Annotated in this window: 24 protein-coding genes; 8 read left to right on the top strand and 16 right to left on the bottom strand. The window is 65.4% G+C overall.

The genetic code is table 11. From position 1 onward, the window contains the following. Nucleotides 1-152 precede the first annotated feature (152 nt). Nucleotides 153-986 (top strand): dienelactone hydrolase family protein, encoded by an 834-nt coding sequence (locus MTX23_RS06720; RefSeq protein WP_280975839.1) that lies wholly within the window; start codon nt 153-155, stop codon nt 984-986. Here MTX23_RS06720 and xseA read toward each other — a convergent pair. Further along, the gene (xseA, locus tag MTX23_RS06725; protein ID WP_280975840.1) at nt 983-2602 is read right to left on the bottom strand and encodes an exodeoxyribonuclease VII large subunit; all 1620 of its coding nucleotides are present in this window, start codon (nt 2600-2602) and stop codon (nt 983-985) included. The genes MTX23_RS06720 and xseA overlap by 4 nt on opposite strands. A 164-nt stretch (nt 2603-2766) precedes the next feature. Between xseA and purD the strand changes: the two genes are divergently transcribed. Then, on the top strand, nt 2767-4044 hold the full coding sequence (purD, locus tag MTX23_RS06730) for a phosphoribosylamine--glycine ligase (RefSeq protein WP_280975841.1): 1278 nt from the start codon (nt 2767-2769) through the stop codon (nt 4042-4044). Nucleotides 4045-4089: 45 nt separating this feature from the next. On the opposite strand, the gene MTX23_RS06735 is transcribed toward purD, so the two are convergent. Continuing rightward, nucleotides 4090-5322 carry an acyl-CoA dehydrogenase family protein gene (locus MTX23_RS06735; protein WP_280975842.1) on the bottom strand — a complete coding sequence of 411 codons (1233 nt, stop codon included), beginning with the start codon at nt 5320-5322 and terminating at the stop codon, nt 4090-4092. Between the two features lie 121 nt (nt 5323-5443). Here MTX23_RS06735 and MTX23_RS06740 point away from each other — a divergent pair, with 121 nt between their 5' ends. Further along, nucleotides 5444-6349 (top strand): alpha/beta hydrolase, encoded by a 906-nt coding sequence (locus MTX23_RS06740; RefSeq protein ID WP_280975843.1) that lies wholly within the window; start codon nt 5444-5446, stop codon nt 6347-6349. Between the two features lie 110 nt (nt 6350-6459). Here MTX23_RS06740 and MTX23_RS06745 read toward each other — a convergent pair whose 3' ends face one another. Continuing rightward, nucleotides 6460-6906: a nucleoside deaminase gene (locus MTX23_RS06745; protein ID WP_280975844.1), complete on the bottom strand. Its 447-nt coding sequence runs from the start codon at nt 6904-6906 to the stop codon at nt 6460-6462. A 139-nt stretch (nt 6907-7045) separates the two neighbouring features. Here MTX23_RS06745 and MTX23_RS06750 point away from each other — a divergent pair, with 139 nt between their 5' ends. Next, nucleotides 7046-9064 carry a pseudouridine synthase gene (locus tag MTX23_RS06750; RefSeq protein WP_280975845.1) on the top strand — a complete coding sequence of 673 codons (2019 nt, stop codon included), beginning with the start codon at nt 7046-7048 and terminating at the stop codon, nt 9062-9064. A 218-nt stretch (nt 9065-9282) separates the two neighbouring features. Beyond that, nucleotides 9283-9837 (top strand): 16S rRNA (guanine(966)-N(2))-methyltransferase RsmD, encoded by a 555-nt coding sequence (rsmD, locus tag MTX23_RS06755; RefSeq protein WP_280975846.1) that lies wholly within the window; start codon nt 9283-9285, stop codon nt 9835-9837. Between the two features lie 136 nt (nt 9838-9973). Here rsmD and mutL read toward each other — a convergent pair whose 3' ends face one another. Then, the gene (gene mutL, locus MTX23_RS06760) at nt 9974-11785 is read right to left on the bottom strand and encodes a DNA mismatch repair endonuclease MutL (protein WP_280975847.1); all 1812 of its coding nucleotides are present in this window, start codon (nt 11783-11785) and stop codon (nt 9974-9976) included. A 230-nt stretch (nt 11786-12015) separates the two neighbouring features. Between mutL and MTX23_RS06765 the strand changes: the two genes are divergently transcribed. Continuing rightward, nucleotides 12016-12327, top strand: a complete 312-nt coding sequence (locus MTX23_RS06765; RefSeq protein ID WP_280975848.1) for a ribbon-helix-helix domain-containing protein — start codon at nt 12016-12018, stop codon at nt 12325-12327. A 71-nt stretch (nt 12328-12398) separates the two neighbouring features. On the opposite strand, the gene MTX23_RS06770 is transcribed toward MTX23_RS06765, so the two are convergent. Genes MTX23_RS06770 through MTX23_RS06785 form a run of 4 tightly spaced genes read right to left on the bottom strand, consistent with a single transcriptional unit; the run spans nt 12399 to nt 15300 of the window. Further along, on the bottom strand, nt 12399-13967 hold the full coding sequence (locus MTX23_RS06770) for a GMC family oxidoreductase (RefSeq protein ID WP_280975849.1): 1569 nt from the start codon (nt 13965-13967) through the stop codon (nt 12399-12401). 27 nt (nt 13968-13994) lie between these two features. Then, on the bottom strand, nt 13995-14543 hold the full coding sequence (locus MTX23_RS06775; protein ID WP_280975850.1) for a gluconate 2-dehydrogenase subunit 3 family protein: 549 nt from the start codon (nt 14541-14543) through the stop codon (nt 13995-13997). A gap of 40 nt (nt 14544-14583) precedes the next feature. After that, on the bottom strand, nt 14584-14979 hold the full coding sequence (locus tag MTX23_RS06780) for a VOC family protein (protein WP_280975851.1): 396 nt from the start codon (nt 14977-14979) through the stop codon (nt 14584-14586). Beyond that, entirely contained in the window at nt 14980-15300 is a 321-nt protein-coding gene (locus tag MTX23_RS06785; RefSeq protein WP_280975852.1) for a c-type cytochrome, read from the bottom strand. It abuts the gene before it with no gap. A 398-nt stretch (nt 15301-15698) separates the two neighbouring features. On the opposite strand from MTX23_RS06785, the gene MTX23_RS06790 reads away from it, so the two are divergent. After that, nucleotides 15699-16010 (top strand): hypothetical protein, encoded by a 312-nt coding sequence (locus tag MTX23_RS06790; protein ID WP_280975853.1) that lies wholly within the window; start codon nt 15699-15701, stop codon nt 16008-16010. A 154-nt stretch (nt 16011-16164) separates the two neighbouring features. Here MTX23_RS06790 and arfB read toward each other — a convergent pair whose 3' ends face one another. From arfB to MTX23_RS06830, 8 genes are all read right to left on the bottom strand, one after another. Further along, complete coding sequence (arfB, locus tag MTX23_RS06795) at nt 16165-16584, bottom strand: alternative ribosome rescue aminoacyl-tRNA hydrolase ArfB (protein ID WP_280975854.1); 420 nt, start codon at nt 16582-16584, stop codon at nt 16165-16167. A 133-nt stretch (nt 16585-16717) separates the two neighbouring features. Beyond that, a complete protein-coding gene (locus tag MTX23_RS06800; RefSeq protein ID WP_280975855.1) occupies nt 16718-18082 on the bottom strand; it encodes a pitrilysin family protein in 1365 nt (454 codons plus the stop codon). Beyond that, complete coding sequence (locus MTX23_RS06805) at nt 18079-19470, bottom strand: pitrilysin family protein (protein ID WP_280975856.1); 1392 nt, start codon at nt 19468-19470, stop codon at nt 18079-18081. Before MTX23_RS06805 ends, MTX23_RS06800 begins: the two co-directional genes overlap by 4 nt. 151 nt (nt 19471-19621) lie before the next feature. Next, nucleotides 19622-20353 (bottom strand): hypothetical protein, encoded by a 732-nt coding sequence (locus tag MTX23_RS06810; protein ID WP_280975857.1) that lies wholly within the window; start codon nt 20351-20353, stop codon nt 19622-19624. 103 nt (nt 20354-20456) lie between these two features. After that, nucleotides 20457-20954, bottom strand: coding sequence for a signal peptidase II (gene lspA / locus MTX23_RS06815; protein ID WP_280975858.1), 498 nt, complete (start codon nt 20952-20954; stop codon nt 20457-20459). Next, nucleotides 20951-23950 carry an isoleucine--tRNA ligase gene (gene ileS / locus MTX23_RS06820; RefSeq protein ID WP_280975859.1) on the bottom strand — a complete coding sequence of 1000 codons (3000 nt, stop codon included), beginning with the start codon at nt 23948-23950 and terminating at the stop codon, nt 20951-20953. The genes lspA and ileS overlap by 4 nt, the downstream gene beginning before the upstream one ends. A gap of 213 nt (nt 23951-24163) precedes the next feature. Beyond that, complete coding sequence (locus tag MTX23_RS06825; RefSeq protein WP_280975860.1) at nt 24164-24715, bottom strand: sugar O-acetyltransferase; 552 nt, start codon at nt 24713-24715, stop codon at nt 24164-24166. Further along, nucleotides 24712-25683 carry a bifunctional riboflavin kinase/FAD synthetase gene (locus tag MTX23_RS06830; protein ID WP_280975861.1) on the bottom strand — a complete coding sequence of 324 codons (972 nt, stop codon included), beginning with the start codon at nt 25681-25683 and terminating at the stop codon, nt 24712-24714. Before MTX23_RS06830 ends, MTX23_RS06825 begins: the two co-directional genes overlap by 4 nt. A 210-nt stretch (nt 25684-25893) precedes the next feature. Here MTX23_RS06830 and MTX23_RS06835 point away from each other — a divergent pair, with 210 nt between their 5' ends. Then, on the top strand, nt 25894-26289 hold the full coding sequence (locus MTX23_RS06835; RefSeq protein WP_280975862.1) for a response regulator: 396 nt from the start codon (nt 25894-25896) through the stop codon (nt 26287-26289). Nucleotides 26290-26381 lie beyond the last annotated feature (92 nt).

Here is a 26381-nt window from a genome sequence, read left to right on the forward strand (position 1 = left end):
ACTGGATGTTCATGAAGCCGTCTATCATAGATAGGGCGGCATGTCCGTCCATTAAACCACCGACTTGTGATGATTTGGCGGCAGACGCGCATGGTAGCCTTGCGCGCATGGTTCGCTGTGTTTTCAGCACTATAACGAGCCGGCCGGATCGAATGCACTTCAAGTCGGTTTTCATGTTTCTGGCGATGTTTGCCGCGCCGGTCGCGGCCGCGACGCCGCTTCCAGCCCCCCATCAGGTCGAGATCCCCGAAGGCAGCGTCACGCTGCATGCAGAGCTGTACCGGCCCGCCGGGGACGGCCCGTTCCCGACCGTCATTGCGCTGCATGGCTGCGCCGGCCTCGCCAGCCGCACCGAGCCGGTGCTGCCGCGCTATCGCGACTGGGCCGAGCAGCTGCTGACCACCGGTCACGCGGTCCTGCTGCCGGACAGCTACGGCTCGCGCGAGCTCGGCCCACAGTGCCGCGCCAAGGAGCATCAGGTCCAGATCCGGCGCCAGCGGGTCGCCGACATCAATGCGGTGCGGCAGTGGCTGGTGCAGCAGAAATGGGTGGCGCGCAAACGCATCAGCCTGGTGGGCTGGGGCAGCGGCGCCGGCGCCTTGCTGTGGGCGGTGCGGCCGCAATTGTGGTCGCGCACCATCGATCCGGATTTTCGCTCGGCGATCGCATTCTATCCGGATGGCCGCACCTCCTTCGGCCTCGGCTGGAGCGCACGGGTGCCGACGCTGGTCCTGATCGGCGGGCGTGACGATGTTTCTTCGGCGTCGGCCTGCCACCAGATGGTCGACGGTGCGCGCGGCCGCAGCGCGCTTGCGAGGATCGTGATCTATCCCGAGGCCTATCACGGCTTCGATCGCGCCAACGTGCCGCTGCGTGCGATCGGTGTCTCGTCCGATGCCGCAACCATCGAGCACGGTCACGTCGGAACCGACGCGAATGCACGCAAGGATGCGCAGAAGCGTGTCGCCGAATGGCTGGCGCGCTAAAACAGGCTGCCCTGATCGACCGGCTTTGCGGTGCGCTTGGGCGCAGCGGGTTTGGTCTCGCGTGGTGCCTTGGGCTCGCTCGTGGGCGCGGCCGTCGCCGGCGGCCGATCGGCATCGGCGGTGGCGGCGACGCGGCCATCGGCAAACTCGATCGAGAGATTGGCGCCCGGCCCCACGGCGGCAGCCGAGTGAACGGCATGGCCGCGTTCGTCGCGCACCAGCGCAAAGCCGCGCGCCAGCACGCCGCGATAGGACAGCGCCGACAGCAACTGCCCGCTATGGGCCACGCGTGCCTCGAGCCGCTGCATCGCGGTTGCGAGCGCGCGGCGGGCGCGTTCGGCGAGGCGGTGGGTGCGCTCGAGATCGCGCGCGATCGCGTTGCGCTGGGCCTGCGCATTGGCGAGCTTCGAGGCCTTCAGCCGGATCTCGAGTCCGGAAAACCGCTCGCGCCGGCTGCGCAGCAGCGAGCGCGCCGACAGGTCGATGCGTTCACCCGAGACGGTCAGCCGCTGCCGCGCATGCGCGACCTGGCCGCGCAGCACGCCGATGGTGAGCCGCGCGCTGCTTGTGGCGAAGCGGCGGAAATGCGCATGCGTGTTGGCCTTCAGCCCGCGCGGCAGCGCCGCGCCGAGGTGATCGAGCCGCTGTCTGGGAATCGCGAGCAATTCGCTCGCCGCCGGCAGCGCGCGCGCCGCGGCACGCAGCTCGTTGCGGCGGGCCTCCTGGCCGCGCTGCCAGCACACCATGACGCGGCGGGCGAGCGCGGTGACCTCGACGAACAGCTCGCTCCGCACCGGCACCGCCATTTCGGCGGCGGCCGTCGGCGTCGGCGCGCGCTTGTCGGCGGCGAAATCGATCAGCGTGATATCGGTCTCGTGGCCGACCGCCGAGATCAGCGGGATATGGCTTTCGGCTGCGGCGCGGACCACGATCTCCTCGTTGAACGACCAGAGGTCCTCCAGCGATCCGCCGCCGCGCGCGACGATCAACAGATCGGGCCGCGGAACCCGGCCCCCCTCGGGCAGTGCGTTGAAGCCGCGGATCGCCGCGGCGACCTGCTCGGCGGAGCCTTCGCCCTGCACCTTAACCGGCCAGACCAGTACACGGCGCGGAAAGCGGTCCTCCAGGCGGTGCAGGATGTCGCGGATCACGGCGCCGGTCGGCGAGGTGACGACGCCGATCACCTCCGGCAGCCAGGGCAGGAGCTGCTTGCGCGCCTCGTCGAACAGACCTTCGGCTGCCAGCTTCTTCTTGCGTTCCTCCATCAGCGCCATCAGCGCGCCAACGCCCGCCGGCTCCAGCGATTCGATGACGATCTGGTATTTCGAGGAGTTCGGATAGGTCGTCAGCTTGCCGGTCGCGATGACCTCGAGCCCTTCCTGCGGCTTGAAGCGCATCCGGGCATGGGCGAACTTCCAGATCACCGCCTCGATCTTGGCATTCTCGTCCTTCAGCGCGAAATAGCAGTGGCCGGAGGAATGCGGTCCGCGGAAACCGGAGATCTCGCCGCGGACGCGGACATGGCCGAACCGGTCCTCCACCGTCCGCTTCAGGGCGGAGGAGAGTTCCGAGACGGTGAATTCAGGCGCGTTGACGAGATTCGGAGCGGCGGTCATTCAACTATTAGAATCGGGGTTTTCGACCTCGTGTGCAAGGTCCGAACGCCCCATTTCAGGCGCCGAATCACATATCCACATCTGATCGAACCGCGCATTGCTGCGGTCCGGCGCCGTGCTAAACGGAACAGAATGGCGTTACAACCCCTCAACCGGCGATCCATATGAACATTCTCCTGCTCGGTTCCGGCGGCCGCGAACATGCGCTGGCGTGGAAGATCGCAGCGTCACCGCTGGTGACGAAACTCTGGTGCGCGCCGGGCAATGCCGGGATGGCGCGCGAGGCCGAATGTGTCGCGCTCAACGTCGCCGACCACGCGGCGGTGATCGAATTCTGCCAGCGCAACGCGGTGGACCTGGTCGTCGTCGGGCCGGAGACGCCGCTCGCCGCCGGCATCGTCGACGATCTTGCGGCCGTTGGGATCAAAGCATTCGGGCCGTGCAAGCAGGCTGCCCAGCTCGAGGGCTCGAAGGGATTTACGAAAGATCTCTGCAGCGAGTTCAACATTCCGACCGGCGACTATCGCCGCTTCGACAATGCGAACGACGCGCTGGCCTATGTCCGTGCGCAGGGCACGCCGATCGTGGTCAAGGCCGACGGCCTTGCCGCCGGCAAGGGCGTCGTTGTGGCGAAGACGCTGGCTGAGGCCGAGGCCGCGATCGCCATGATGTTCGAGGGCGCGTTCGGCTCCGCCGGCGCCGAGGTCGTGATCGAGGAATTCTTGTCGGGCCGCGAGATCAGCTTCTTCGCGCTGTGCGACGGCGAGACCGCGATTCCGCTGGCGTCAGCGCAGGACCACAAGCGGGTGTTCGATCACGACGAAGGCCCGAACACCGGCGGCATGGGCGCCTATTCGCCGACGCCGTTCGTGACCCCAGACGTCCACGACCAGATCATGGCGCGGATCATCCTGCCGACGGTCGCCGGGATGAAGAGCCGCGGCACGCCGTTCAAGGGCGTGCTCTATGCCGGCGTGATGCTGACTGCGCGGGGCCCAAAACTGTTCGAATACAATGTCCGCTTCGGCGATCCCGAATGCCAGGTGCTGATGCTGCGGATGATGTCGGACATCGTGCCGGCGTTCCTCGCCGCCTGCGACGGGCAACTGAAGAATTTCGATCTGCGCTGGTATCCCGAGCCCGCGCTCACCGTGGTGATGGCGGCGAAGGGTTATCCCGGCGACTACGTCAAGGGCACACGGATCGACGGGCTCGATGACGCCGCCAAGGTCGAGGGCGTCGAGATATTCCATGCCGGCACGGTCGCGAAGGACGGCGCGATCCTCGCCAATGGCGGGCGCGTGCTGAACGTCTGCGCGATGGGCCAGACCGTCACCGAGGCCAGGGATCGCGCCTATCAGGCCGTCGATCGCATCAAGTGGTCGGACGGCTTCTGCCGGCGCGACATCGCCTGGCAGGCGGTGGAGGCGGAAAGGGGCTAGCGCGTCATTCCGGACGGCGCGCCGCCCCCGGAATGACGGTGTAGATTACAGCAAATCTCCGCCCGCCGCGCTTGCCGTGGTGCCGTGCTCGCGGAATGCCTTGATGACGTTCTTGCCGATCTTCCACTTGTGCACCTCGTCGGGGCCGTCGACCAGCCGCTGCGAGCGCACCTGTGTGTACCATTTCGCGAGCGGCGTATCCTGGCTGTAACCGAGCGCGCCGTGGAGCTGGATCGCGGTGTCGATCACCTTGTGCACCATATGCGCATGGAAAATCTTCGCGATCGAATTTTCCTGCCTGATGTCGAGACCCTTCTCCGCCTTGTAGGCGATGTGCAGCAGCATCAGCCGACCGATATAGAGCTCGCTGGCGCAGTCGGCGAGCATGAACTGCACCGCCTGGCGGTCGGCCAAGGGCGAGCCGAAGGTCGAGCGCTTGGTGACGTGGGCGACCGCCATGTCGAGCGCGCGCTGCGCCTTGGCGACGTTGTGCATGCCGTGGCGCAGCCGGCCGTAGGCGAGGCGGTGCTGGCCCATGTTGAAGCCGTTGCCCTCGCCGCCGAGCAGATTGTCCGCGGGCACCTTCAGGTCCCTGATCTCGATCTCGGAATGGCCGCCATGGATGACGTCGTCATGCGGCCCCTCGATGGCCATGTTCGGCACGTTGCGCTTGATGCGGTAGCCGGGGGTCGGCAGCTCGACGATGAAGGTCGAGTACTGCTTGTGGCGCGGCGCGTTCGGATCGGTCTTCGCCATCACCAGCGCGAGGTCGGCGACGCTGGCCGACGAGGAGAACCATTTCTCGCCGTTGAGGATGTAGTTCTCGTTGCCGTCCTTCACGGCGGTGGTCTGCATGCCGGTGGCGTCGGCGCCGGCGGCCTTCTCCGTCATCGAGAAGCAGATGCGCTTTTCGCCGTTCAGCAGCGGCTTGAGGAACTTCTCCTTCTGGTACTCCGTGCCGTGCGCCAGGATCGTCATCATCGAGGCGTCATCGGGGCCCTGCGTGTTCAGTGCCAACGCGCCGAGCATGCTTTCGCCGAGCTCCATCTGCACCAGCGCGTTCGCCAGCGGGCCGAGCCCCATACCGCCGTACTCCTTCGGCACGAACGGGCACCACAGGCCCTGCGCGCGGGCCTTCTTCCGCAGCGGGGCGAGCACGTCGGCGAGCGGCTTGGTATCCAGCTCCTTTTCCGCGGGAATGCACTCATCGTGCACGAATTTGCGAACCTTCTCACGGATCGCCTTGGCTTCGGCCGGAATCTCGAAATCAATCGACATGGCACTTCCTCGTTTTCGTGTTGTTGTTGCTTGGGCGCGGGGATGGCATAAACCCCGCCTGAGCCAGCGGCAACGCCAAACAAAGTTTGAAGCAGCGCGCCGCGAAGGGAAGGAGCTACCGATGTCCGATCTCGCTGATCTTTTTCCCGGCTATGCCTCCGAATGGATCAATACCTCGCAAGGGCGCATCTTCGCCCGCGTCGGCGGCAAGGGCCCGCCATTGCTGTTGCTGCACGGTTTCTCCTCGACGCATGTGATGTGGCACCAGGTCGCGCCTGATCTCGATGATAAGTTCACACTGATCATCGCCGACCTGCCGGGCTACGGCTGGTCTGACATGCCCGACAGTGACAAGAACCATACGCCCTACACCAAGCGGGCCTGGGCGAAGACCATGGTCGAGGTGATGGAGCAACTCGGCCACGTGCATTTCGCGCTGGCCGGCCACGACCGCGGCGGCCGCGTCTCATACCGCCTGGCCCTCGATCATCCCGGCCGGCTGTCGAAGCTCGCAGTGCTCGATATCGCGCCGACCTATGATTACTGGCAGAAGATCAACCGGCTGTCCGCGCTGAAGATCTACCATTGGGCGTTTCTGGCACAGCCTCATCCGTTGCCGGAGACACTGATCTCGGGTCAGGGCGAATTCTTCCTTAAGGAGAAGATGGCGAGCCAGACCAAGAGCAAGACACTCGATGCCATCGATCCGCGTGCGCTCGAGCACTATCTCGCGCCGTTCCGCGATCCCGCGCGCATTCACGCGATGTGCGAGGACTATCGCGCCGGCGCCTATGCCGATTATGAGATCGACAAGGCCGATGTCGACGCCGGCAACAAGATCACGATCCCGATGCTGGCGCTGTGGGGCGACGCCGGGGTTGCCAGCGCCGCAACCACGCCGCTCGACACCTGGAAGAACTGGGCCACCAATGTCAGCGGTGCGCCGGTGGACTCCGGGCATTTTCTCACCGAGGAAGCTCCGGATGCGACGGCAAAGCTGCTGCGGGAGTTTTTCCTGGCGGCGTAGTGCAGCTCGTCGACCGTCACCCCCGCGCAACGGCTATGCCGTTGTCGCTGGAGGAGCCCGCATAGCGGGCGTCTCGAAGGGCGACGGGGACCCGTTACCCCATCTACGGGTCACCGCCGCGCCCGGAAAAAATCCTTCAGCAGCGCCGCGGCCTCGGTCTCGCCGACGGCGCCATAGACCTCGGGTACGTGGTGGCAGGTCGGCTGCGCGAAGAACCGCACGCCGGACTCGACCGCGCCGCCCTTGGGGTCGGCGGCGCCGTAATAGAGCCTGCGGATGCGGGCAAACGAGATGGCGCCGGCGCACATGGTGCAGGGCTCAAGCGTCACGTAGAGGTCGCAGTCGACCAGCCGCTCGGTGCCGACCGCCTCGGCAGCCTGCCGGATCGCCAGGATTTCCGCATGCGCCGTCGGGTCGCGATCGGTCAGCGTGCGGTTGCCGGCCTTGGCGATCACCTCGTAGCCCCGCACAATCACGCATCCGATCGGAACTTCGCCCGCTTTTCCGGCATTTTCGGCGGTTTCCAGCGCCAAATCCATGAAAGAAGGGGCTGACATGCCTCGTATCATCCGAAGAAACCTGCTAGTACCGTCGCCTTCAGCAAAAGTGGATGCCGGCTTTGCGCCAGTCGCGCCCCAAATGGCGCGCGTATCGCCCGGTTGCCCGCTCCAATAGAACCTTCAGGCGAGACCATTCATGCCCCGCGACAGCGACAAACACAACGACTCCCCGCGCGGCCGGCGTGATCGAGGCGGCCCCGGCAAGGGCCGCTCTGCTGGCCGTGGCGGCTCCGACAAGCCGTTCGGCAAGCGCAGCTTTGGCGGCAGGGGTGATCGCGACAAGCGGTCGTTCGGCGATAAGGGCGAAGGCCGGCCGTTCCGCCGCCGCGAGGACGGTGATGCGCCGCGCCGCGATTACGGCGACCGGCCGCGCTTCAAGCGCGACGATAGCGAGAATCGCGCGTTCAAGCCGCGCGGCGAGCGGCGCGATTTCGATCGTGACGATCGGGCCCCGCGCGGCGAACGCGGTGGACGGCCCGCGGGACGCTTCTCCGACAAGAAGTTCGGCGACAAGCGCCCCCATGGCGATCGCGATCGCGAGAAGCGTCCCTATACGCCGCGCGGTGAACGCGACGGTGAGAAGCGCTCCTACGCGCCGCGCGGCGAGCGCAAATTCGACGACAGGAAGTTTTCGCGGGGCGATCGCGACAAGCGCTCATTCGGCGACAAGGGCGAAGGGCGGCCGTTCCGCCGCCGCGAGGATGGCGATGCACCGCGTCGCGATTTTGGCGACCGGCCGCGTTTCAAGCGCGATCGCGAGTTCGAAGGCCGCGACCGCAGCGACGAGAAGCCCTGGCAGAAGCGCGAGCGCAAGCCACGCGACGATCGCGGCGGCGATGATCGGCCGCGCTTTTCAAGGTCTCGCGACGACCGCGAGCAGGGCGACCGTTCGTTCCGCGAGCGGCCGAAGTTCAGCCGGCCGCGCTGGGATCGCAAGGGCGACTCCGGGAATCGCGATGAAGAGGGCGGCGGCCCGCGCAGGCGCGAGCGGCCCGAAGGCCGCATGGACTGGCAGGAGCATCCGCGCAGCGAGGGCCGCTTCTCCGACCGTCCGCGCCGCGACAATGAGGATGACAGCAAGATTTTCGCGAAACGCCCGGCCTTCGGTGGACGCGGTGCGTATCGCGAGCGCTCCTTCGACGACCGGCGCAGCCGTCCCGAGCCGAAGCCGAAGAAAGCAGGCGAGCGGATCGCAAAGGTGCTGGCCCGCGCCGGTCTCGCCTCGCGCCGCGACGCCGAGGAGATGGTGACGCAAGGCCGCGTTACCGTGAACGGGCGGGTGATCAATTCGCCGGCGCTCGATGTCACGGCGAACGACGTCGTGGCCGTGGATGGAGCACCGTTGCCGCCGCGCGAGCGGACGCGGCTGTTCCTCTATCACAAGCCGCGCGGGCTGATGACGACGCATGCCGATCCCGAGGGGCGGCCGACCGTGTTCGACAATCTGCCGGAAGGCCTGCCGCGGTTGATCTCGATCGGCCGGCTCGACTTCAACACCGAGGGCCTGCTGCTGCTCACCAACGACGGCGGCCTGGCGCGGACGCTGGAATTGCCCGACACGGGATGGCTGCGGCGCTATCGCGTGCGCGCGCATGGCGAGGTGACGCAGGCGCAGCTCGACGAGCTGAAGAAGGGTGTCGAGGTCGACGGCGTCAAATACGGGCCGATCGATGCGACGCTGGAGCGCGACCAGGGCGCCAATGTCTGGGTGGTGTTCGCGATCCGCGAGGGCAAGAACCGCGAGGTGCGTAATGTCATGGCGCATCTCGGCCTCGAGGTGAACCGGCTGATCCGGGTGTCCTACGGCCCGTTCCAGCTTGGCGAAATCGAGGAGGGCCAGGTCGAGGAGGTCAAGACGCGGGTGCTGTGCGAGCAGCTCGGCGAGAAGGTCGCCAAGCTTGCGCGCGCCGATTTCACCCGGCCGGAGCAGCGCGAGGCCGGCGGCGACGGCGCGCCGGGCGGCAAGAAGCCGTTCAAGCCGGCAGCCAAGAGGGCCGTGATCAACGACCGCAAGGGCCGCCGCGTGCTGGTGCAGCGCACCGGCAGCGAGGAGGCTCGCGCCCGCAACGAGGACGAGGCCAATGGCTACGGCCCGCCACGCCGTCCCAAGCGCGGTTATCACGGCAAGCGCGATCTGACGCCGCGGGACGACTAGGGGGCCGGAATGAGCCACGCGTTTTTTGCCGCGGTGGTTGCTGAGTGGCACGCCGTGCTCCCTTCCCCCTTGTGGGGTCCGAGGCGAGCGGAGCTCGCTCTCGAGGTTGGGGAAGGGCGTACCGCTTGCACAGACCTCCCGTGCGGCACCCCTCTCCCTAACCCTCCCCCACAAGGGACGGAACGCACCGCCCGTGCTGCCTCAATGTGGGCATTCTAATGCGCGTCGTTGGGGGACGACTGAAGGGCCGCAATCTCGCCGCGCCGTCGGGCCGCGAGATCCGGCCGACCGCGGACCGGCTGCGGGAGTCCGTGTTCAACATCCTCATCCACGCCTACGATAATCCGATCGAGGACGCGCGCGTGCTCGACCTGTTCGCCGGCACTGGTGCGCTTGGCATCGAGGCCGTCTCGCGCGGGGCAAAGTTCACGCTGTTCGTCGACAACGGCGCCGAGGCGCGGGCGTTGTTGCGCAACAATGTCGAGTCGCTGGGGCTTGGCGGTGTCACAAAAGTCTACCGCCGCGACGCCACCGATCTCGGCCCGGCGCATCCGGTCGAGCCGTTCTCGCTGGTGTTTCTCGATCCGCCCTACGGCAAGGGGCTGGCAGAGAAAGCGCTCGCCTCGCTGCGCGACGGCGGCTGGCTGATGCCGGGCGCGCTGCTTGTGGTGGAGGAGGCGAAGGCCGCGGCGTTCGTGGCGCCCGAGGGTTTTGAGGAACTCGAGCGGCGTGCGTATGACGACACCGAGTTCGTGTTCATGCGAAAGGCGTAATGTTGCCGTCTGTTGTGCTGTCGTCGCCCGCGAATGCGGGTGATCCAGTACGCCGAGGCCTCTCATGTGATCACAACGGCTGCGGCGTACTGGATCGCCCGGTCAAGCCGGGCGACGACAGTTGCGGATGGGGTTGCTACCTGCGCCCGAACAGTTTCTCGATATCGCTCAGCTTCAATTCGACATAGGTCGGGCGGCCATGGTTGCACTGGCCGGAATTCGGCGTGTCTTCCATCTCGCGCAGCAGCGCATTCATCTCTTCCGGCTTGAGGCGTCGGCCGGCGCGGACCGAGCCATGGCAGGCCATGGTGGCGGCGACATGCATCAGGCGCCGCTCGAGCGGCAGCGCCTGATCCCACTCCGCCATGTGCTCGGCGAGATCGCGCAACAGGGCGGCCGCGTTGGCCTTGCCGAGCAGCGAGGGCGTTTCGCGCACGGCGACTGCGCCCGGACCGAAGGATTCGATCGCGAGCCCGAACGACGCCAGCTCTTCGGCGCGATCGAGCAGCTTCTCGACGGTGGCCTCGTCGAGCTCGACGATCTCGGGGATCAGCAAGATCTGCCGCTGCACGCCGTTCTTCGCGAGCGAGGCCTTCAGCTTCTCATAGACGATGCGCTCATGGGCGGCATGCTGGTCAACGACAATAAGGCCGTCGCGGGTCTGCGAGACGATGTAGGTCTCGTGGATCTGGGTCCGCGCGGCGCCGAGCGGACGGTCGAGCAGATCGGGCGTGGGCGCTGCCTCGAAGCGCACATCGGCGGTCGGCGCGCCGACGTCGAAGGCGGCCTGTCCGGGCTCGGCGAAGGCGGTCGCCGCCCCGTCGAACGCGCGCATCGGATTGACCGGGAATGATGGCGAGCTGCGCCAGTCCCAATTGCCGGGGCGGGGCGGCATGAACGCGGGGCGAAACGCGGACAGCGCCGCGCCATCGGTGTTGGCCGCAGTGCGCTTGCCTTCGCGGGCGAGGCCATCCTTCAAAGCATGCACGATCAAGGCGCGGACCAGACCGGCGTTGCGGAAGCGCACCTCGGTCTTGGCCGGATGCACGTTGGCGTCGACCTCCTGCGGGTCGCAGGTCACGAACAGCGCGACGACCGGGTGGCGATCGCGCGGCAGATAGTCGGAATAGGCGGCGCGCACTGCGCCGAGGATCAGCTTGTCGCGGACCGGACGGCCATTGACGAACATATATTGCCCGAGCGCATTGGCGCGGGTGAGCGAGGGTGCTGCGGCAAAGCCCTCGACCACGACGCCCTCGCGCTCGGAACGCACCTCGATGGCACAACTGCGGAAGTCTGCGCCGAGGATGTCGCCGAGCCGCGTCAGCCGGCCCGCGGCGCCGGGCAGTGCTGCGGCCCAGGTGACCGGCGCGCGCTCCTCGCCGGCGAGCGTAAAGGCGACGTCGGGCCGCGCCATCGCCAGGCGCCGCACCACCTCGCGGATCGCTTCCGCCTCGGTGCGGTCGGTCTTGAGGAATTTCAGCCGCGCCGGCGTTGCATAGAAGAGATCGTTGACCTCGACGCGGGTGCCCTGGCCGAGCGCGGCCGGCATGACCTCTGACTTCTCGCCGCCTTCGACCGATAGCGACCAGGCGTGCGGCTCGCTGGCATGGCGCGTGGTGATGCCGAGTTTTGCGACGGCGCCGATGGACGGCAGCGCCTCGCCGCGGAATCCGAGCGTCCGGATGCGGAGCAGGTCCTCGTCGTCGAGCTTGGAGGTCGCATGGCGATCGACCGCAAGCGCAAGATCGCTGCGCGTCATGCCGCTGCCGTCGTCGGTGATGCCGATCCGGCGCCGTCCGCCGCCATCGGTGAAGATGTCGATCCGGCTGGCGCCCGCGTCGATCGCATTCTCGACCAGCTCCTTGACCACGCTCGCGGGACGCTCGACCACCTCGCCGGCGGCGATGCGATTGACGACCTGTTCGGGAAGCTGGCGGACGGGCATGGAGGTCGGGTTCAGGAGGAGATTCGAGCCTTACCCATTTTAGAGGGACGCGCCGGCAAATGCATGGGGTGGGCTGCGAATGCCTGCCTTTAGCTGGGGATGGAGCCAGCCTATCGCCTTGAAGACGCTGGTCTTCATCGTCCCATCGGGTACGTCCTACGTGGCGATTGTGGGGGCAGACGCGCAGGTATATCGTTTAGAAAAATTATAATCCGACTGGGAGGATAGCCATGTGCCATTTGTTCTCGCACCAGCCGCAGCGCAATTATGAATCGCAGACCCGGTCACTGCGGATTGGCGGCCATTGCACCTCGATCCGGCTCGAAATGTCGTTCTGGGACACGCTGGAGGAGATTGCCGCGAAGGAGGGGATGAGCCTCGCGAAATTCCTCACCACGCTCTATGACGAAGTCCTCAACCATCATGGCGAGGTCAATAATTTCGCCTCGCTGCTGCGCTGCTGCTGCCTGATCTATCGCTCGCAGGGTGCAACGGCGGTCCCTGAATTTCAGGGCCAGCCTATTCTCGACGCTGCCGAATAGAGTTTGGACGCATCCCGCAAAAAACAACGGCCTTGTCCAGGCAGGACAAGGCCGTTTGAGTTCAGAGGGAACTAGATTTCTTTTCGCTGCATCGCGCCGGCGATGGTGTCGGCCTGGCGGATCGCCAGCGATACGATCGTCAGCGTCGGATTGCAGGCCGCGCCAGAGGTGAACTGGCTGCCATCCGAGATGAACAGGTTCTTGATGTCGTGGGTCTGACCGAACTTGTTGACCACGCCGTCCCGCGGCTTTTCGCTCATCCGGTTGGTGCCCATGTTGTGGGTCGAGGGATAGGGTGGGGTCGGGTAGGTCACGGTGGCGCCGACGGCCTCGTAGACGGCGGCACCCTGCTTGTAGGCGTGCTCTCGCATCGCAACGTCGTTCGGATGGTCGTCGAAATGGACGCTCGCGACCGGCATGCCGAACTTGTCCTTGATCTTCGGATCCAGCGTGACGCGGTTTGTCTCCTGCGGCATGTCCTCACCGACCAGCCACATGCCGGCCATCCGCGGATAGCCTTCCATCGCGCTGGTGAAGGTGCGTCCCCATGCGCCGGGATTGAGGAACGCCGCCATGAACGGCAGGCCGAGCGACAGCGTCTCCATCTCGTAGCCGCCGACGAAGCCGCGTTTCGGATCGTTCTTCGCCTCGTCGCGGATGATGCCGGCCATCGTGGTGCCGCGATACATGTGCACCGACTTCTCGAAGACGGCATAGACGCTTCCGGTCATGTGCCGCATATAGTTGCGGCCGACCTGGCCGGATGAGTTGGCCAGACCGTCCGGGAACATGTTCGAGGCGCTGTTGAGCAGCAGCCGCGGGCTCTCGATCGAATTGCCGGCGACCGCGACCACCCGGGCCTTCTGGCGCTGCATGGCGCCGGTGGCGTCGGCATAGACCACGCCGGTGACCTTGCCGGATTGATCGTGCTCGATCTTGATCACCATGCTGCCGGGACGCACCTCGAGATTGCCGGTGGCCTCGCCCTTCGGGATCTCGGTGTAGAGCGTCGACCATTTGGCGCCGGACTTGCAGCCCTGGAAGCAGAAGCCGATCTGCTGGCAGGACCCGCGGCCATCGCGCGGCTGGCTGTTGATCGCCATCCGCCCGGTGTGGACTTCCTGGTAGCCGAGCTTCTTCGCGCCCGCCTCCAGCACCTTGAAATTATTGTTGCCGGGCAATCCCGGGATGCCGTTGGTCCGCGTCACGCCCATCTTGTCTTCGGCCTTGGCGTAATACGGCTCCATCTCGGCGAGCGTGATCGGCCAATCCAGCAGGTTGGCGCCGGGGATATTGCCGTAGGCCGACTTGATCCTGAACTCGTGTTCGTCGAAGCGCAGCGAGGCGCCCGCCCAATGAACGGTGGAACCGCCGACCGCCTTCACGATCCAGGCCGGAATGTTCGGAAAGTCCTTGTGGACGCGCCAGCTTCCGGAGGTCGTGCGCATGTCCGACCAGGCGAGCTGGCTGAAGCTGTCCCATTCGTCGTTGATGAAATCCTGGTTCTCGATGCGTGGGCCGGCCTCCAGGATCACGACCTTGATGCCCTTCTGCGCCAACTCATTGCCGAGCGTTCCGCCGCCGGCGCCCGAACCGACGATCACGACCACGCCACTGTCGTTCAAATCGAATTTTGCCATGATGTTCCTCCCCTTCGTTCCTGGCGCCTAGACCTTCGGCAGCCAGTCGATGTCGGCGAAGCCGCGCTTGATGTAGCCGCCATACTCGGCGGAGGAGCCCTCGTAGCCGAATTTCGGCCAGACCTCTTTCTGGTTGTAGAGCGAGACGATGAGGTCGCCGCGGATCTTCTGGAAGAAGTCGCTGTGCTCGATCCGCTGCAGCAGCGCGACGCGCTCGTTCTCCCAGGGGACATTGATGTAGGGGACCTTGTGGCGCTCGTTGGCTTCCTGATCGAGCCTGGCGACGCCATCATTGATGAGCGATTTCACGGCCGGGTCCTTCGCCGCCTTGCCATCCCACGGCTTGACCGCCGTGATGTAGTAGCTGTCGGCGAGGATATCGTGCGGATAGATGTCGCGCGCCATCCTGAGCAACGTCTTCATCGTTGCCGGCGTCAGCGTCGATGCCTCGTCGGCCCACGCATCGGTGACACCAAGTCCCGTAGAGGTCGCGATCGCGACCGCCGGTGCAGTTGCGGCCGCGCCTTTGAGAAAGACACGCCGGTCATACTTGCTGCGTCGATCGATTTCTCTCATGGTTTCCTCCGTCAATTTATATCTGTGTCATTGCTGTGCTCTAACCGAACCGCCCGCCGCGCTGGATCACCTCGATCTTGTAGCCGTCGGGATCGGAGACGAAGAAGAAGCGCGCCAGCGTCTTGCCGTCATGCTTGAAGTCGCGCAGCGGCCCGGGCGACAGTTTCTCCTTCTCGAAGCGCACGTGCTCGGCATCAACGTCGTCGACGACGACGGCGAGATGGCCGTAGCCGTCGCCGAGCGTGTAGGGCTCCTTGCGATCGAAATTGACCGTGAGCTCGACCTCGAAGGGCGAGGAGGGATGGCGCAGGTAGATCAGTGCGAAGTCGGGGAATCTCAGATTGTCCGCGATCTCGAGGCCGAAGGCGCGCTTGTAGAAGTCGAGCGATTTCGCCTCGTCGAACACGCGGATCATCGAGTGCACGGGTTTCGCCATTCAGTTCAGCTCCTTCAGGTAGGCGATGATCATGGCGCGGATCTCGGGCCTGGCCTGCCGGTAGGCCATCACGGCGCCGGGGATCACCGCTTGCGGATTGGTCAGCCAGGCGTTGAGCCTTGCGTCGTCCCAGACGAAATCGGCCTTCGCGAAGCCCGCGGAATATTTGAAGCCGTCGGCCTTGCCGGCATGGCGGCCGATGATCCTGTAGAGCGACGGCCCTTGCCGGACGGGATCAGCGGTGTTGGTGGTGTGGCATGTCGCGCATTGCTGCTTGAACAGCGTCGGACCGTCAGGCGGCCTGGCGGCGGGCAGGGACATTTGCGCAGCGGCGATTTGCACTGCAAGCAACGCGCTGCAAAATCCCAGTCCGACGGTCCACCCCGAGTGTTGCATCGCCGTTGCTCCCACGCGTCGCGCGGACTGTAGGGCGGGGCCAGTGCGCGGTGGTAGTAGCCGGCTGTTTCACGCGAACAAAGCGCGGCTTGCTTGTCGGTGAGACGACAAGAAGATGGCGGCGTCGACGATCGCGCCGCATATGTGAAGCGCAATTCCGCGAAATGGTCGCGAAAATCCTGCACGATCTCCACACGACGCAGTTTGCATGGCGCACGCGTCGTTTGCGACATCGTCAATACGCGCAAGGGATAGGTGCGGCGCAGCAGACGGCGCTGAGAACCGCCGAACCGTTCCGCGCGAGCAATATCCAGGAGCAATGGATGAAATCAGCGAAGACATTCGCGGTCGCGTTTGCCGTGTCGGCACTTTTTGCCGGCTCGGCACTGGCACAGGGCATGTCGACCCAGAGCCAGACCGGCGCCGGCATGCAAGGCCGCAGCCCCGGCACGATGCAGGGCGCACCGTCGGGCGCCGGTGCAGCCGACGATGAACTCAACGCGCAGACTGGCGTAGGGACCGAGAAGGGCGGCGTCGCTGCCAAGAGCGGCACCCGGGGCACCGTCGGTGCAGGCGCCGGTGGTCACAAGGCGACCGGTTCCGGGGCTACGGCGCCGGGAACCAAGAAGTACTAAAGCATGATCCGAAAGTGTTTAGCGGTCTTTCGAAAAGATCTTGCCTGAGCACGCAGCTGAAACGTGATGACGACTCTACCGAGTCTCATCACGTCTTGGCGCACGATCACCGGATGCAGCGCGCCTTGCGCGCGCTGCATCCGGGTCGCGCCGTTCACTCGTCGAAGCCGCGGGCGCCGCGACGCGCCTTGATGTCGCTGCGCCGCTTCTTGCCTTCGAGCCGGCGCTGTTTGGAGCCGAGCGTTGGCTTGGTCGGGCGTCGCGGCGTCGGCCGCACCAGCGCCTCCTTCAACATCTCGATCAGCCGCTCGATCGCATCCGCCCGGTTTCGCTCCTGGGTGCGAAAGCGATAGGCCTGGATCACGATCTCGCCGTCCTTGGTCATGCGGCTGCCGGCCAGCCGCGCCAGCCGCTGCGCGGCATCCGGCGGCAGCGCGACCTTGCGCGTGTCGAAGCGGAGCTGGGCTGCGGTCGAGACCTTGTTGACATTTTGCCCGCCCGGACCGGAGGCGCGGACGAAGACGATCTCGATGTCGTTCTCATCGATCGAGAGGTCGCGGGACACCCGCAGCATGGCATCACCCGGTGAGGAAGAATCGGCGGGCGCAGGATAGCCGGTTTGTGCTGCGCGTGCTTGGGTGGTGTTGATGCAGGGGACGTACGTCTGCGGCCGGTGCGCGTGGAAAAACCGACGCGTCGAAAGCGCCTCAGTTCGCCTTCGGCGGCGCCGACACCGGCTGGGCGGCCGCCTGCGGGACGCGACCGACGATCACGGTGAGCAAGCCGTCGCCCCAGAGCTTCTTGGCGACCCGCTTGGTATCCTCGAGCGTCACTGCATCGACGATGGCGTTGCGCCTCTCGATATAGTCGATCGGCAGCTTGTCGAGCTGATACTGCAGCATTGCCTGTGCCAGCTTGGAGGACGTGTCGAGTGCGAGCATTTGCGAGCCCTTCAGATAGGACTTCGCCTCATCGAGCTCCTGCTGCGTCGGGCCTTCCTCGGCAATCCGGCGGACCTCGGCTTCGAGCGCGTCGACGGTCTCGCCGGCGCGATCGGCGCGGGTGCCGGTATTACCGATGAACAGCGCGGAGTGATCCATCCAGATCAGCGCTTCGTAGATCGTATAGGCCAGGCCGCGCTTCTCGCGCACCTCCTTGTAGAGCCGCGACGACAGCCCGCCGCCGCCGAGGATGTGGTTCACCACATAAGCCGCCATGAAGTCCGGATCGTGCCGGCGGATGCCGGGCCCGCCGAAGGTGACGACGGTCTGCGGCACGTCGAGCGGGACGAGGGCGCGCTGCGGCGGCTTGGTTGCCGTGACATCGGGAACCGGGGTCAGCTCGGCCTTGGCCGGCAGGCTGCCGAAGGTCTTGTCGAGCAGCTTGCCGAGCGTGTCAGGGGCGACGTCACCGACAACGGCGATGCGCAGCGTGTCCCTGGCGATGACTCGGCGCGTGTAATCCTTCAGATCCGCTATCTCGATCTTCGGCACGCTCTCGAGCGTGCCAGTTGCGACCCTGCCATAGGGGTGATCGCCGAACGCGACTTCGAGGAACTTGCGGCCGGCCAGCGAGGACGGATTGGTCGATTCGCGGCGGAGCGTCGAGGTGACCTGGGCACGGATGCGTTCGACGTCGGCCGGCTCGAAGTGCGGCGAGGTCAGCGCCATCCGCAACAGGTCGTAGGCCTCGTCCTTGTTGTCCTTGAGCATGCGAAGCGACCCGCGGAAGTGATCGCGGGTCGCCTGGAAGCTGAGCTCGATCGCGCGGCGGTCGAGCCGCTCATGGTAGGTCTTGGAATCGAGATCGCCGGAGCCTTCGTCGAGCAGGTCGGCGACCAAATTGCCCACGCCGGGCTTGGCGGTCGGATCCTGGCTTGCCCCGCCGCTGAAGGCATACTCCATCGCGATCAGGGGGACGGTCGCGTCCTGCACAAACCAGGCCTCGATGCCGCCGGGCGACACCACGCGCTGGATCTTCGCGGCAGCCTGCGAGGGTGCAGATGACAGCGCCAGCAACGCTGTGCAGGCGCTGCCGATCAACGCGGTGCGGCGGGTGATGGTATAGGTCACGAGCGCTTCTCCTCGCGTTTCGGGGCAGCATCCTTGATCAAATAGCCGGTGACCGACCGCTTCTTGTCCAGCCATTTGGCTGCGGCAGCGCGCACCTGCTCGGCGGTGACGGCGCGGATGCGATCCGGCCAGCTCCTGATATCGTCGATGCTCAGGCCCGTGGTCAGTGCCCCGCCATACCAGCGTGCCAGCGTCGCCTGATTGTCCTGGGCGTAGATCGCTTCCGCTATGAGCTGGGTCTTGACCCGCTCGAGGTCCTCGGCCTTGGCAGTGTTCTGCGCGAGGTCGGCGATCACCTTGTCGATCGCTTCTTCGATCTGTGCAAACTCGACGCCGGGCTTCGGCGTCACCGAGATCGAGAACTGGGACGGGTCGAGCGCCGTGCCCTGGTAGCCTGCCCCGGTGCTGATCGCCAGCCCATGGTCGATCACCAGCGAGCGGTAGAGATAGGAGTTCGCTCCGCCGCCCATCAACTGCGCGAGCACGTCGAGCGCGGGACTTTCTCCGGCCGCCGCCGTCGTGGCCGAGGGCACCAGATAGTAGCGGCGCAGGCTGGGCTGCTCGACGCGCGGATCGGACAGCGTGACGGTGCGCGGCGCCGCCGGCGTCGGCTCCTGCGGCCGGATCCGCTTCTCGGCGATCGAATGCTGGGCCGGGATCGGGCCGAAATTCTTTTCCACCAGCGGGCGGACATCCTTGACGTCGACGTCGCCGGCGATGATCAGGATCGCGTTGTTCGGCGCGTAGAAGCGCTTGTAGAAAGCGAGCGCATCCTTGCGGTCGAGCTTTTCGATCTCCTGGTGCCAGCCGATCACCGGGCGACCATAGGGATGATTGAGGTAGAGCGCGGCCATGACCTGCTCGGTCAGCCGCGCGTCGGGATTGTTGGCGACGCGCATGTTGTATTCTTCGAGCACCACGTCGCGCTCGGGCAGCACGTTCTCGTCCTTGAGGATGAGGCCGGTCATGCGGTCGGCCTCGAACTCCATCATGGTGGGAAGCTGCTCGCGCGGCACGCGCTGGAAGTAGCCGGTGTAGTCGAACGAGGTGAACGCGTTCTCATTGCCGCCGACCCGCAGCACCGTCTGCGAAAACTCGCCGGCCGGATGCTTGGCCGTGCCCTTGAACATCAGGTGCTCGAGGAAATGCGCGAGCCCGGATTTGCCCGGCGTCTCGTCGGCGGAGCCGACCTTGTACCAGATCATCTGCGTGACGACGGGCGTGCGGTGATCGGGGATCACCACGACCTGCAGGCCGTTGTCGAGTGTGAAGCTGGCGGGACGTTCCGAGGTGACCGTGGTCTGGGCGCGGAGGCCGCTGCCCGGCAACGAGATGGTCGAAATAAGCGTGGCAGCGAGAAGGGCGATCGATCTACGTGAGGGCATCATGATCCTTATGGAAACCCGGACACACGGTCAGGGCGCGAAAGCACGCCATCGTACACGGGACTGCCCGTGCCGTTCGTCACGAAGCGGAGAGACAAGCGTCACTCCGCATTAAGCTCTGCTCATGTGAGGCCCAGCGGCCGACGCCACGCAATTATTGGATTGGCTTTCCGGTCATGACGTCGTACTGGCCCTCTTTCGCCAGCGGCTTCTGCGGCCCGGTGCCATAGGCATAGTTCGACGATGGCGTCTGGTAACCCGGAGGCGGCTCGGTCAACGTTTCGCGGGTCGGCTCGCCCTTGAACGGTTTGGACTCGCTGCTGTTGCCCTTGAACATGCCCAGCAGGCCGCCGGTATAGCCGAGCTGGTCCGGCATCAGCGACGGATTCTTGGTCACGCCGGGCTCGATCGGCTCCTTGCTGTCGGTTGCCGTCTGCTGCTTTCGGCCAGCCTCGATCTCAGCCTGTGTCAGCGGCACAGCCTCCTGCCACGGCTCTTTCTTGACCTCCTTCTTGCGCGCCGCGATCATCGCCTTGCGCTTCGCAACATCGGGGTCCTTCGGCCAGTTCGGCGCGTCGGCTTGCTGCGCGGCGGAGGCCGGTGGAGGCAGGTCAAGGTTCGGCGGAACCACCAGTGGGGAGCGTTCGCGGTAGTCGATGCCCTTGCTGGCAGCGCTCTTGGCGCCCAGGCCGGTCATCAAATTGTCGATGATCCGTTCTTCGAACGTCAGTCCGTCGTCACCGTCATCGTCACCATCGCCGGCGCGCACGGGGCCCGTCATCATGACAAAGCCGATCCCGGCTGCAACAAGTGCCAGATGCAGGCCGCGCAGCAGCGCCGGCCGGGACGTCTGGATCAAGTAATCGCGGGCTCTGGTGTTGCGCATCGCGCTCTTCCCATCTGAAAAATTCGGCAAAGCGTTCACTGGCTTAGGCACAGTTCCGCTGCATGCTGCCTGTCTGCTGCCGACCGGCTCCTATCGGCCGGGATCAGGGCGCTTTTGCGGCGGGTACCCCCAACACGGAATCATACAATAGCACTGCCACGCCGACAACGATGGCCACATCCGCGAGGTTAAATACGTACCAATTGAAGATTTTCTCGCCGATCTGGACATGAAACAGGGCAAAATCGACCACTGCGCCGTAGGCGAAGCGGTCGATCCCGTTACCGATCGCGCCGCCGATGATCAGGCCGAGCGCCACCGTGGCAAGCCAGGTCCGCGAGCGCGCCATCCAGACCGCCAGCGCGATCACCGCCGCCGCCTTGACCGCCATCAGGACGATCTGGGCCGCCGGGCTTTCGCTCTGGAACCAGCCGAAGCTGATCCCGGGATTCCAGGCGAGAACCAGGTCGAAGAACGGCGTCACCGATACAACGCCGCGGTGGGCGATGTCGAACACGTGCAGCAGCCAGAGCTTCGAGGCCTGGTCGGCGATCAGCGTCGCGATCGCCGCGAGCACGCCGGCGCGAACGGGAGAGCTCAAGCGGTGACTCCCAAGGCCTTCCACTCACGCAGCGCCTGCGCGTCGCGCGGCGAGACGTCGGGATATTCGGGGTCGGCGCCGACCGTTGGCAGGATCTTCCACGAGCGTGCGCATTTGGTGCCGACCGCCTTCTCGACCACCACGGCGACGCCGGGGACGGCATCGAGACGGAACGCGCCGGCCGGCGCCTCGCCCTCGCGCACCTCATAGTTCGAGGTGATGCAGACTTCGGCCAGGTCGACATCGAACAGCGTTGTCAGCGTGTCCCTGTCGGCAACGTAAATGATCGGCGACGCCTCGAGCGACGAGCCGATCTTCTTGGCCGCGCGTTCGAGCTCGAGCGCACCGGTGACGACGCGGCGCACGTTGCGGATGGTCTCCCACTTCGCGGCGAGCTTGTCGTCGCGGAACTGCTCGAGACCGTCCGGAAACTGTGTCAGGTGCACCGATGGTTCGGCCTTCGGCCGGCACATCCGCCAGGCTTCGTCGGTCGTGAAGCTCAGCACCGGCGCCAGCCATTTCAGGATCGCATCGCACAGCATGTCGATCGTGGTCAGCGCCGCCTTGCGCGCCACCGAGGACGGCGGATCGCAATACAGCGTGTCTTTCCGGATATCGAAATAGAAGGCCGACAGCTCGGCGTTCATGAAGGCGGAGAGGCTTGCGACCACGGTCTTGTAGTCGAACTCGGCATAGGCCTTGCGGACGATCTCGGCCTGGCCGGCAAGCTCGTGCAGCATCAGCCGCTCGAGCTCGGGCATGTCGGCATAGGCGACCTTCTCAGCTTGCTTGAAGTGGTGCAGCGTACCGAGCATCCAGCGGATCGTGTTGCGCAGCTTGCGATAGGTCTCGATGGTGTTCTTCAGGATCTCGGGGCCGATGCGCTGGTCGTCGGCATAGTCGGTGGCGCAGACCCACAGGCGCAGGATGTCGGCGCCGGAATCCTTGATCACCTTCTGCGGCTCGACCGTGTTGCCGAGCGACTTCGACATCTTGCGGCCGTTCTCGTCGAGCGTGAAACCGTGGGTGAGCACGATGTCGTAAGGTGCCTGTCCACGCGTGCCGGCGCTCTCCAGCAGCGAGGAGTGGAACCAGCCGCGATGCTGGTCGCTTCCTTCCAGATACATCACCGTATCGTTGCCGCCATCGACCTTGCGCACGATGTGGCCGAGCGTCGGGAAGTTCTGACGGTCCTCCAGCACGAAAGCGTGCGTCGAGCCGGAATCGAACCAGACGTCGAGGATGTCGTCGATCTTCTTCCAGTCCTCGTTGGCGCGCGAGCCGAGAAAGCGCTCGCGGGCGCCTTCCATGTACCAGGCGTCGGCGCCTTCCTCCATGAAGGCCTCGGTGATGCGCTGGTTGACCACCTCGTCCTGCAGGATCTCGGCCGAGCCGTCAGCTTTCTCGCGTACGAACACGGCGATCGGCACGCCCCAGGCGCGCTGGCGCGAGATCACCCAGTCGGGGCGGTTCGCGATCATGCCGTTGATGCGGTTTTCGCCGGCCGGCGGCACCCATTGGGTGACCGAGATCGCATGCAGCGCGCGGGCGCGCAGCGTGTCGCCCTTCTTGACGTGGCCGTTTGTGGCGATGTCCTTGTCCATCGCGATGAACCATTGCGGCGTGTTGCGAAAGATCACCGGCTTCTTGGAGCGCCAGGAATGCGGATATTGATGCTTCAGCCGGCCGCGCGCGAGCAGCTTCCCGGCCTCGATGAGCGCCTTGATCACGGCGTCGTTGGCGTCGCCTTTTTCGCCCTTGTCGTTGAGCACGCGCTTTCCAGTGAGGCCGGGGGCCTGCGCGGTGTAGGCGCCATTCTCGTCGACGGTGTAGGGGATCGCAGTCGGGATGCCGCGGGCGTCGAGCTCGCGGGTATTGGCCGTCCAGACGTCGAAGTCCTCGCGGCCGTGGCTCGGCGCGGTGTGCACGAAGCCGGTACCGGTGTCGTCGGTGACATGCTCGCCGGCGAGCAGCGGCACGGTGAACTCGTAGCCGCCGTTGAACCCGCGCAGCGGGTGGGCGCATTCCACGGCATCGAGCGTGTCGCCCGGAATGTCGCGTACCTTCTCATAGGCCGTGACGCGCGCCTGCTTGAACACTTCCGCGGCGAGCGTGTCGGCCAGGATCAGGAGATCGCCGGTCTTCGCCCAATTGTCCGCCGGCGCGTCGGTCACTCTGTAGAGGCCGTAGGCGATCTTCGGCGAGAAGGAGATGGCGCGGTTGCCGGGCAACGTCCACGGCGTGGTGGTCCAGATCACCACGGAGGCATTGGCGAGCGCGCCATGCGCCGGCGAGGTGATCGGGAATTTCACCCACACCATGTCCGACGTGTAATCATCGTACTCGACCTCGGCCTCGGCGAGCGCGGTCTTCTCGACCACGCTCCACATCACGGGCTTGGAGCCGCGATAGAGCGTGCCGTTGGCGGCGAACTTCATCAGCTCGCGGGCGATCTGGGCTTCCGCCGGATAGCTCATCGTCTGATAGGGATGGTCCCAGTCGCCGATGATGCCGAGCCGCTTGAACTCCTCGCGCTGCACGTTGATCCAGTGCGTCGCATAGGCGCGGCACTCCTTGCGGAACGCCACCATCGCGCTGGAATCGCGGAAGTCCGGCTTCTGCTTGCCCTTGGAGCGGTAATTCTCCTCCTCGATCTTCCATTCGATCGGCAGGCCGTGGCAGTCCCAGCCCGGGACGTAGTTGGAGTCGAAGCCGAGCATCTGCTGGCTCTTGGTCACGACGTCCTTGAGGATCTTGTTCAGCGCGTGCCCGATGTGGATGTTGCCGTTGGCATAGGGGGGGCCGTCATGCAGCACGAATTTGGCGCGGCCCTGGGCGGTCTGGCGCAGCTTCTCGTAGAGGCCGATCTCGTTCCAGTATTTCAGGATTTCCGGCTCGCGCTGCGGCAGGCCGGCGCGCATCGGGAAATCCGTCTGCGGCAAATAGAGGGTTTTTGAATAATCGGCAGTGACGGTCTTTTGCGGCTTGTCGGACATAAAGGCTCTGATTTGGCAGGTGCGGGCGCGGATACGCGATCAATCGCGGGTGAAACGGCGAAGTCCCGGTCTTGCGCCGAGCCTTCAGGCTCAGGCGGAAGCCGGGCCGCTAATCCGTATGATGCGCCGCGAAAACATGGGGTTTCCATAGCAGCCGGAGCGGCAAATCGCAAAGCCCCCGGGGTGCCCGCAGGCCGGACCTCCTGGACGCCGCTAGCCCGGCCGCGGCCGGGCCGGATTGCCCGCCACGGTCGCGCCGGGCGCGACGTCCCGCGTCACCACGCTGCCGGCGCCGATCAGGGCGCCATCGCCGATGGTCACGCCGGGCAGGATGATGGCACCGCCGCCGATCCAGACGTCGCTGCCGATCCGGATCGGGCGGCCGAATTCCAGTCCGGCGCGCCGGGTTGCGGCGTCGCGCGGATGGTCGGCGGTATAGATCTGGACCGCGGGTCCGATCTGGGTGCGATCGCCGATCGTCACCTCGACGACGTCGAGGATCACGCAATTGAAGTTGAGGAACACGCCCTCACCGAGGCTGATATTGGTGCCGTAATCGCAGAAGAACGGCGGCCGGATCACGGCATCCCTGCCGACGCTGCGGAAGCGCTCTGCAAGCAGTGCATGGAGTTCGGCAGCCTGCGCTGCGCCTGAAGCGTTGTAGCGCGCCATCCATTGTTCGGCGGCGGTGTGGTCGGCGGCGAGCTCTGCATCCGGGCGATAAAGTTCGCCCGCGAGCATTTTCTGCTTCTCGGTCTTGTTCAACCAATCACTCCGAGCCTCGGGAACGCGTCCGGCGCCGCGGCCAATGCCGCGCGCGCCTTGGCGCTGTCGTCATCCATCTGGCGTATCAACGCCTCGATGCTGTCGAATTTCAGCTCGTCGCGAATGAAACTGATGAATGCGACATCAAGGACCTTGCCGTAGAGGTCGCCCTTGAAATCGAACAGGAACACTTCGAGCAGCGGCGCGCCGTTGTCGAAGGTCGGACGGCGGCCGAAGCTCGCGACGCCGTCGAAGCGTTCAGACCCGCGGCCGACCCGCACCGCATAGATGCCGTGCTTCAGCCCGCAATGCTTGTCGAGGCGGATATTGGCGGTCGGGTAGCCGAGATCGCGGCCGCGCTTCTCGCCGTGGACCACCTCGCCGGTGACGAACCACGGTGCGCCGAGCATGGTGGTGGCGTCGGCGATCTGGCCTTCGGCGAGCGCCATGCGGATCGCGCTCGAGGACACCGGACGCTCCTCGATGTCGACATGCGCCTGCACGTCGACCTCGATTCCGAGCCGCGGCGCCTCGCTGACGAGGAGGCTCGGCGAGCCGACCCGCCCCTTGCCGAAATGGAAGTCGTAGCCGACCGCTATCCCGCTGATGCCAAGCCGCTCGATCAGGTCGTGGTGAATGAAGTCGTGCGCCGAGGTGCCGGCACGCGCCTTGTCGAAGGTCATAACCACGGCACCGGCAAGTCCGGTCCCGGCGAGCAATCGCAGCTTGTTGGTCTCGTCCGTGAGACGGAATTGCGGGCTGTTCGGGCTGAAGAAGCTGCGCGGATGCGGCTCGAAGGTTACCGCCAGCGCCGGCTTGCCGTGGGCTTTGCCCATCGCCAGCGCCGCGCCGATCACGGCGCGATGGCCGAGATGGACGCCATCGAAATTGCCCATTGCGACCACGGCGCCCCTCGGGATCGCGCTCGCTGGGGTGTTGTCGCGGATAACGGTAAAGCCGGTGCTCATTTCAGGGATTCTTCAAGCATTCTTAAGCATGATCGTTGCGGGCCGGACCGTGACGTGTCCGCGGCTTCGAAGTCAAGCGGGCGAAGATTGCATCAAATCCGTAACAATCCGGTTCCGGCCGGTTAACGCGCTGTTTAAGGCCTGCTGTTAGTCGTTGCCGGAGAGCTGCGGGTCGCGCAGAAGCGTAATTTGCGTCGTTTGGGGGAAGAGATGGCGGTTGATTTGTCCATGCCGGTTCTGGTGGTTGATGACTACAACACCATGATCCGCATCATCCGGAATCTTCTCAAACAGCTCGGCTTCGAGAACATCGACGATGCCTCCGACGGCTCGGCTGCGCTGAACAAGATGCGCGGCAAGAAATACGGCCTGATTATTTCCGACTGGAATATGGAGCCGATGACCGGCTACGACCTGCTCAAGGAAGTCCGCGCCGATCCCAATCTCGCCACCACGCCCTTCATCATGATCACGGCGGAATCCAAGACCGAGAACGTGATCGCGGCCAAGAAGGCCGGTGTGAACAATTACATCGTCAAGCCGTTCAACGCCGCCACGCTGAAGACCAAGATCGAGGCGGTCTTCCCGGACATGGCGACGGCGTAAGACGCTCGTCCGTCGCATCGACTGAAATTCACGTCATGCCCGGGCTTGTCCTGGGCATTCACGTCTTTGCGATATTATGGCGCAAACGCCAC

Origin of the sequence: Bradyrhizobium sp. ISRA436, assembly GCF_029910015.1 — a bacterium.
In the GTDB taxonomy this organism is placed as follows: Bacteria; Pseudomonadota; Alphaproteobacteria; order Rhizobiales; family Xanthobacteraceae; genus Bradyrhizobium.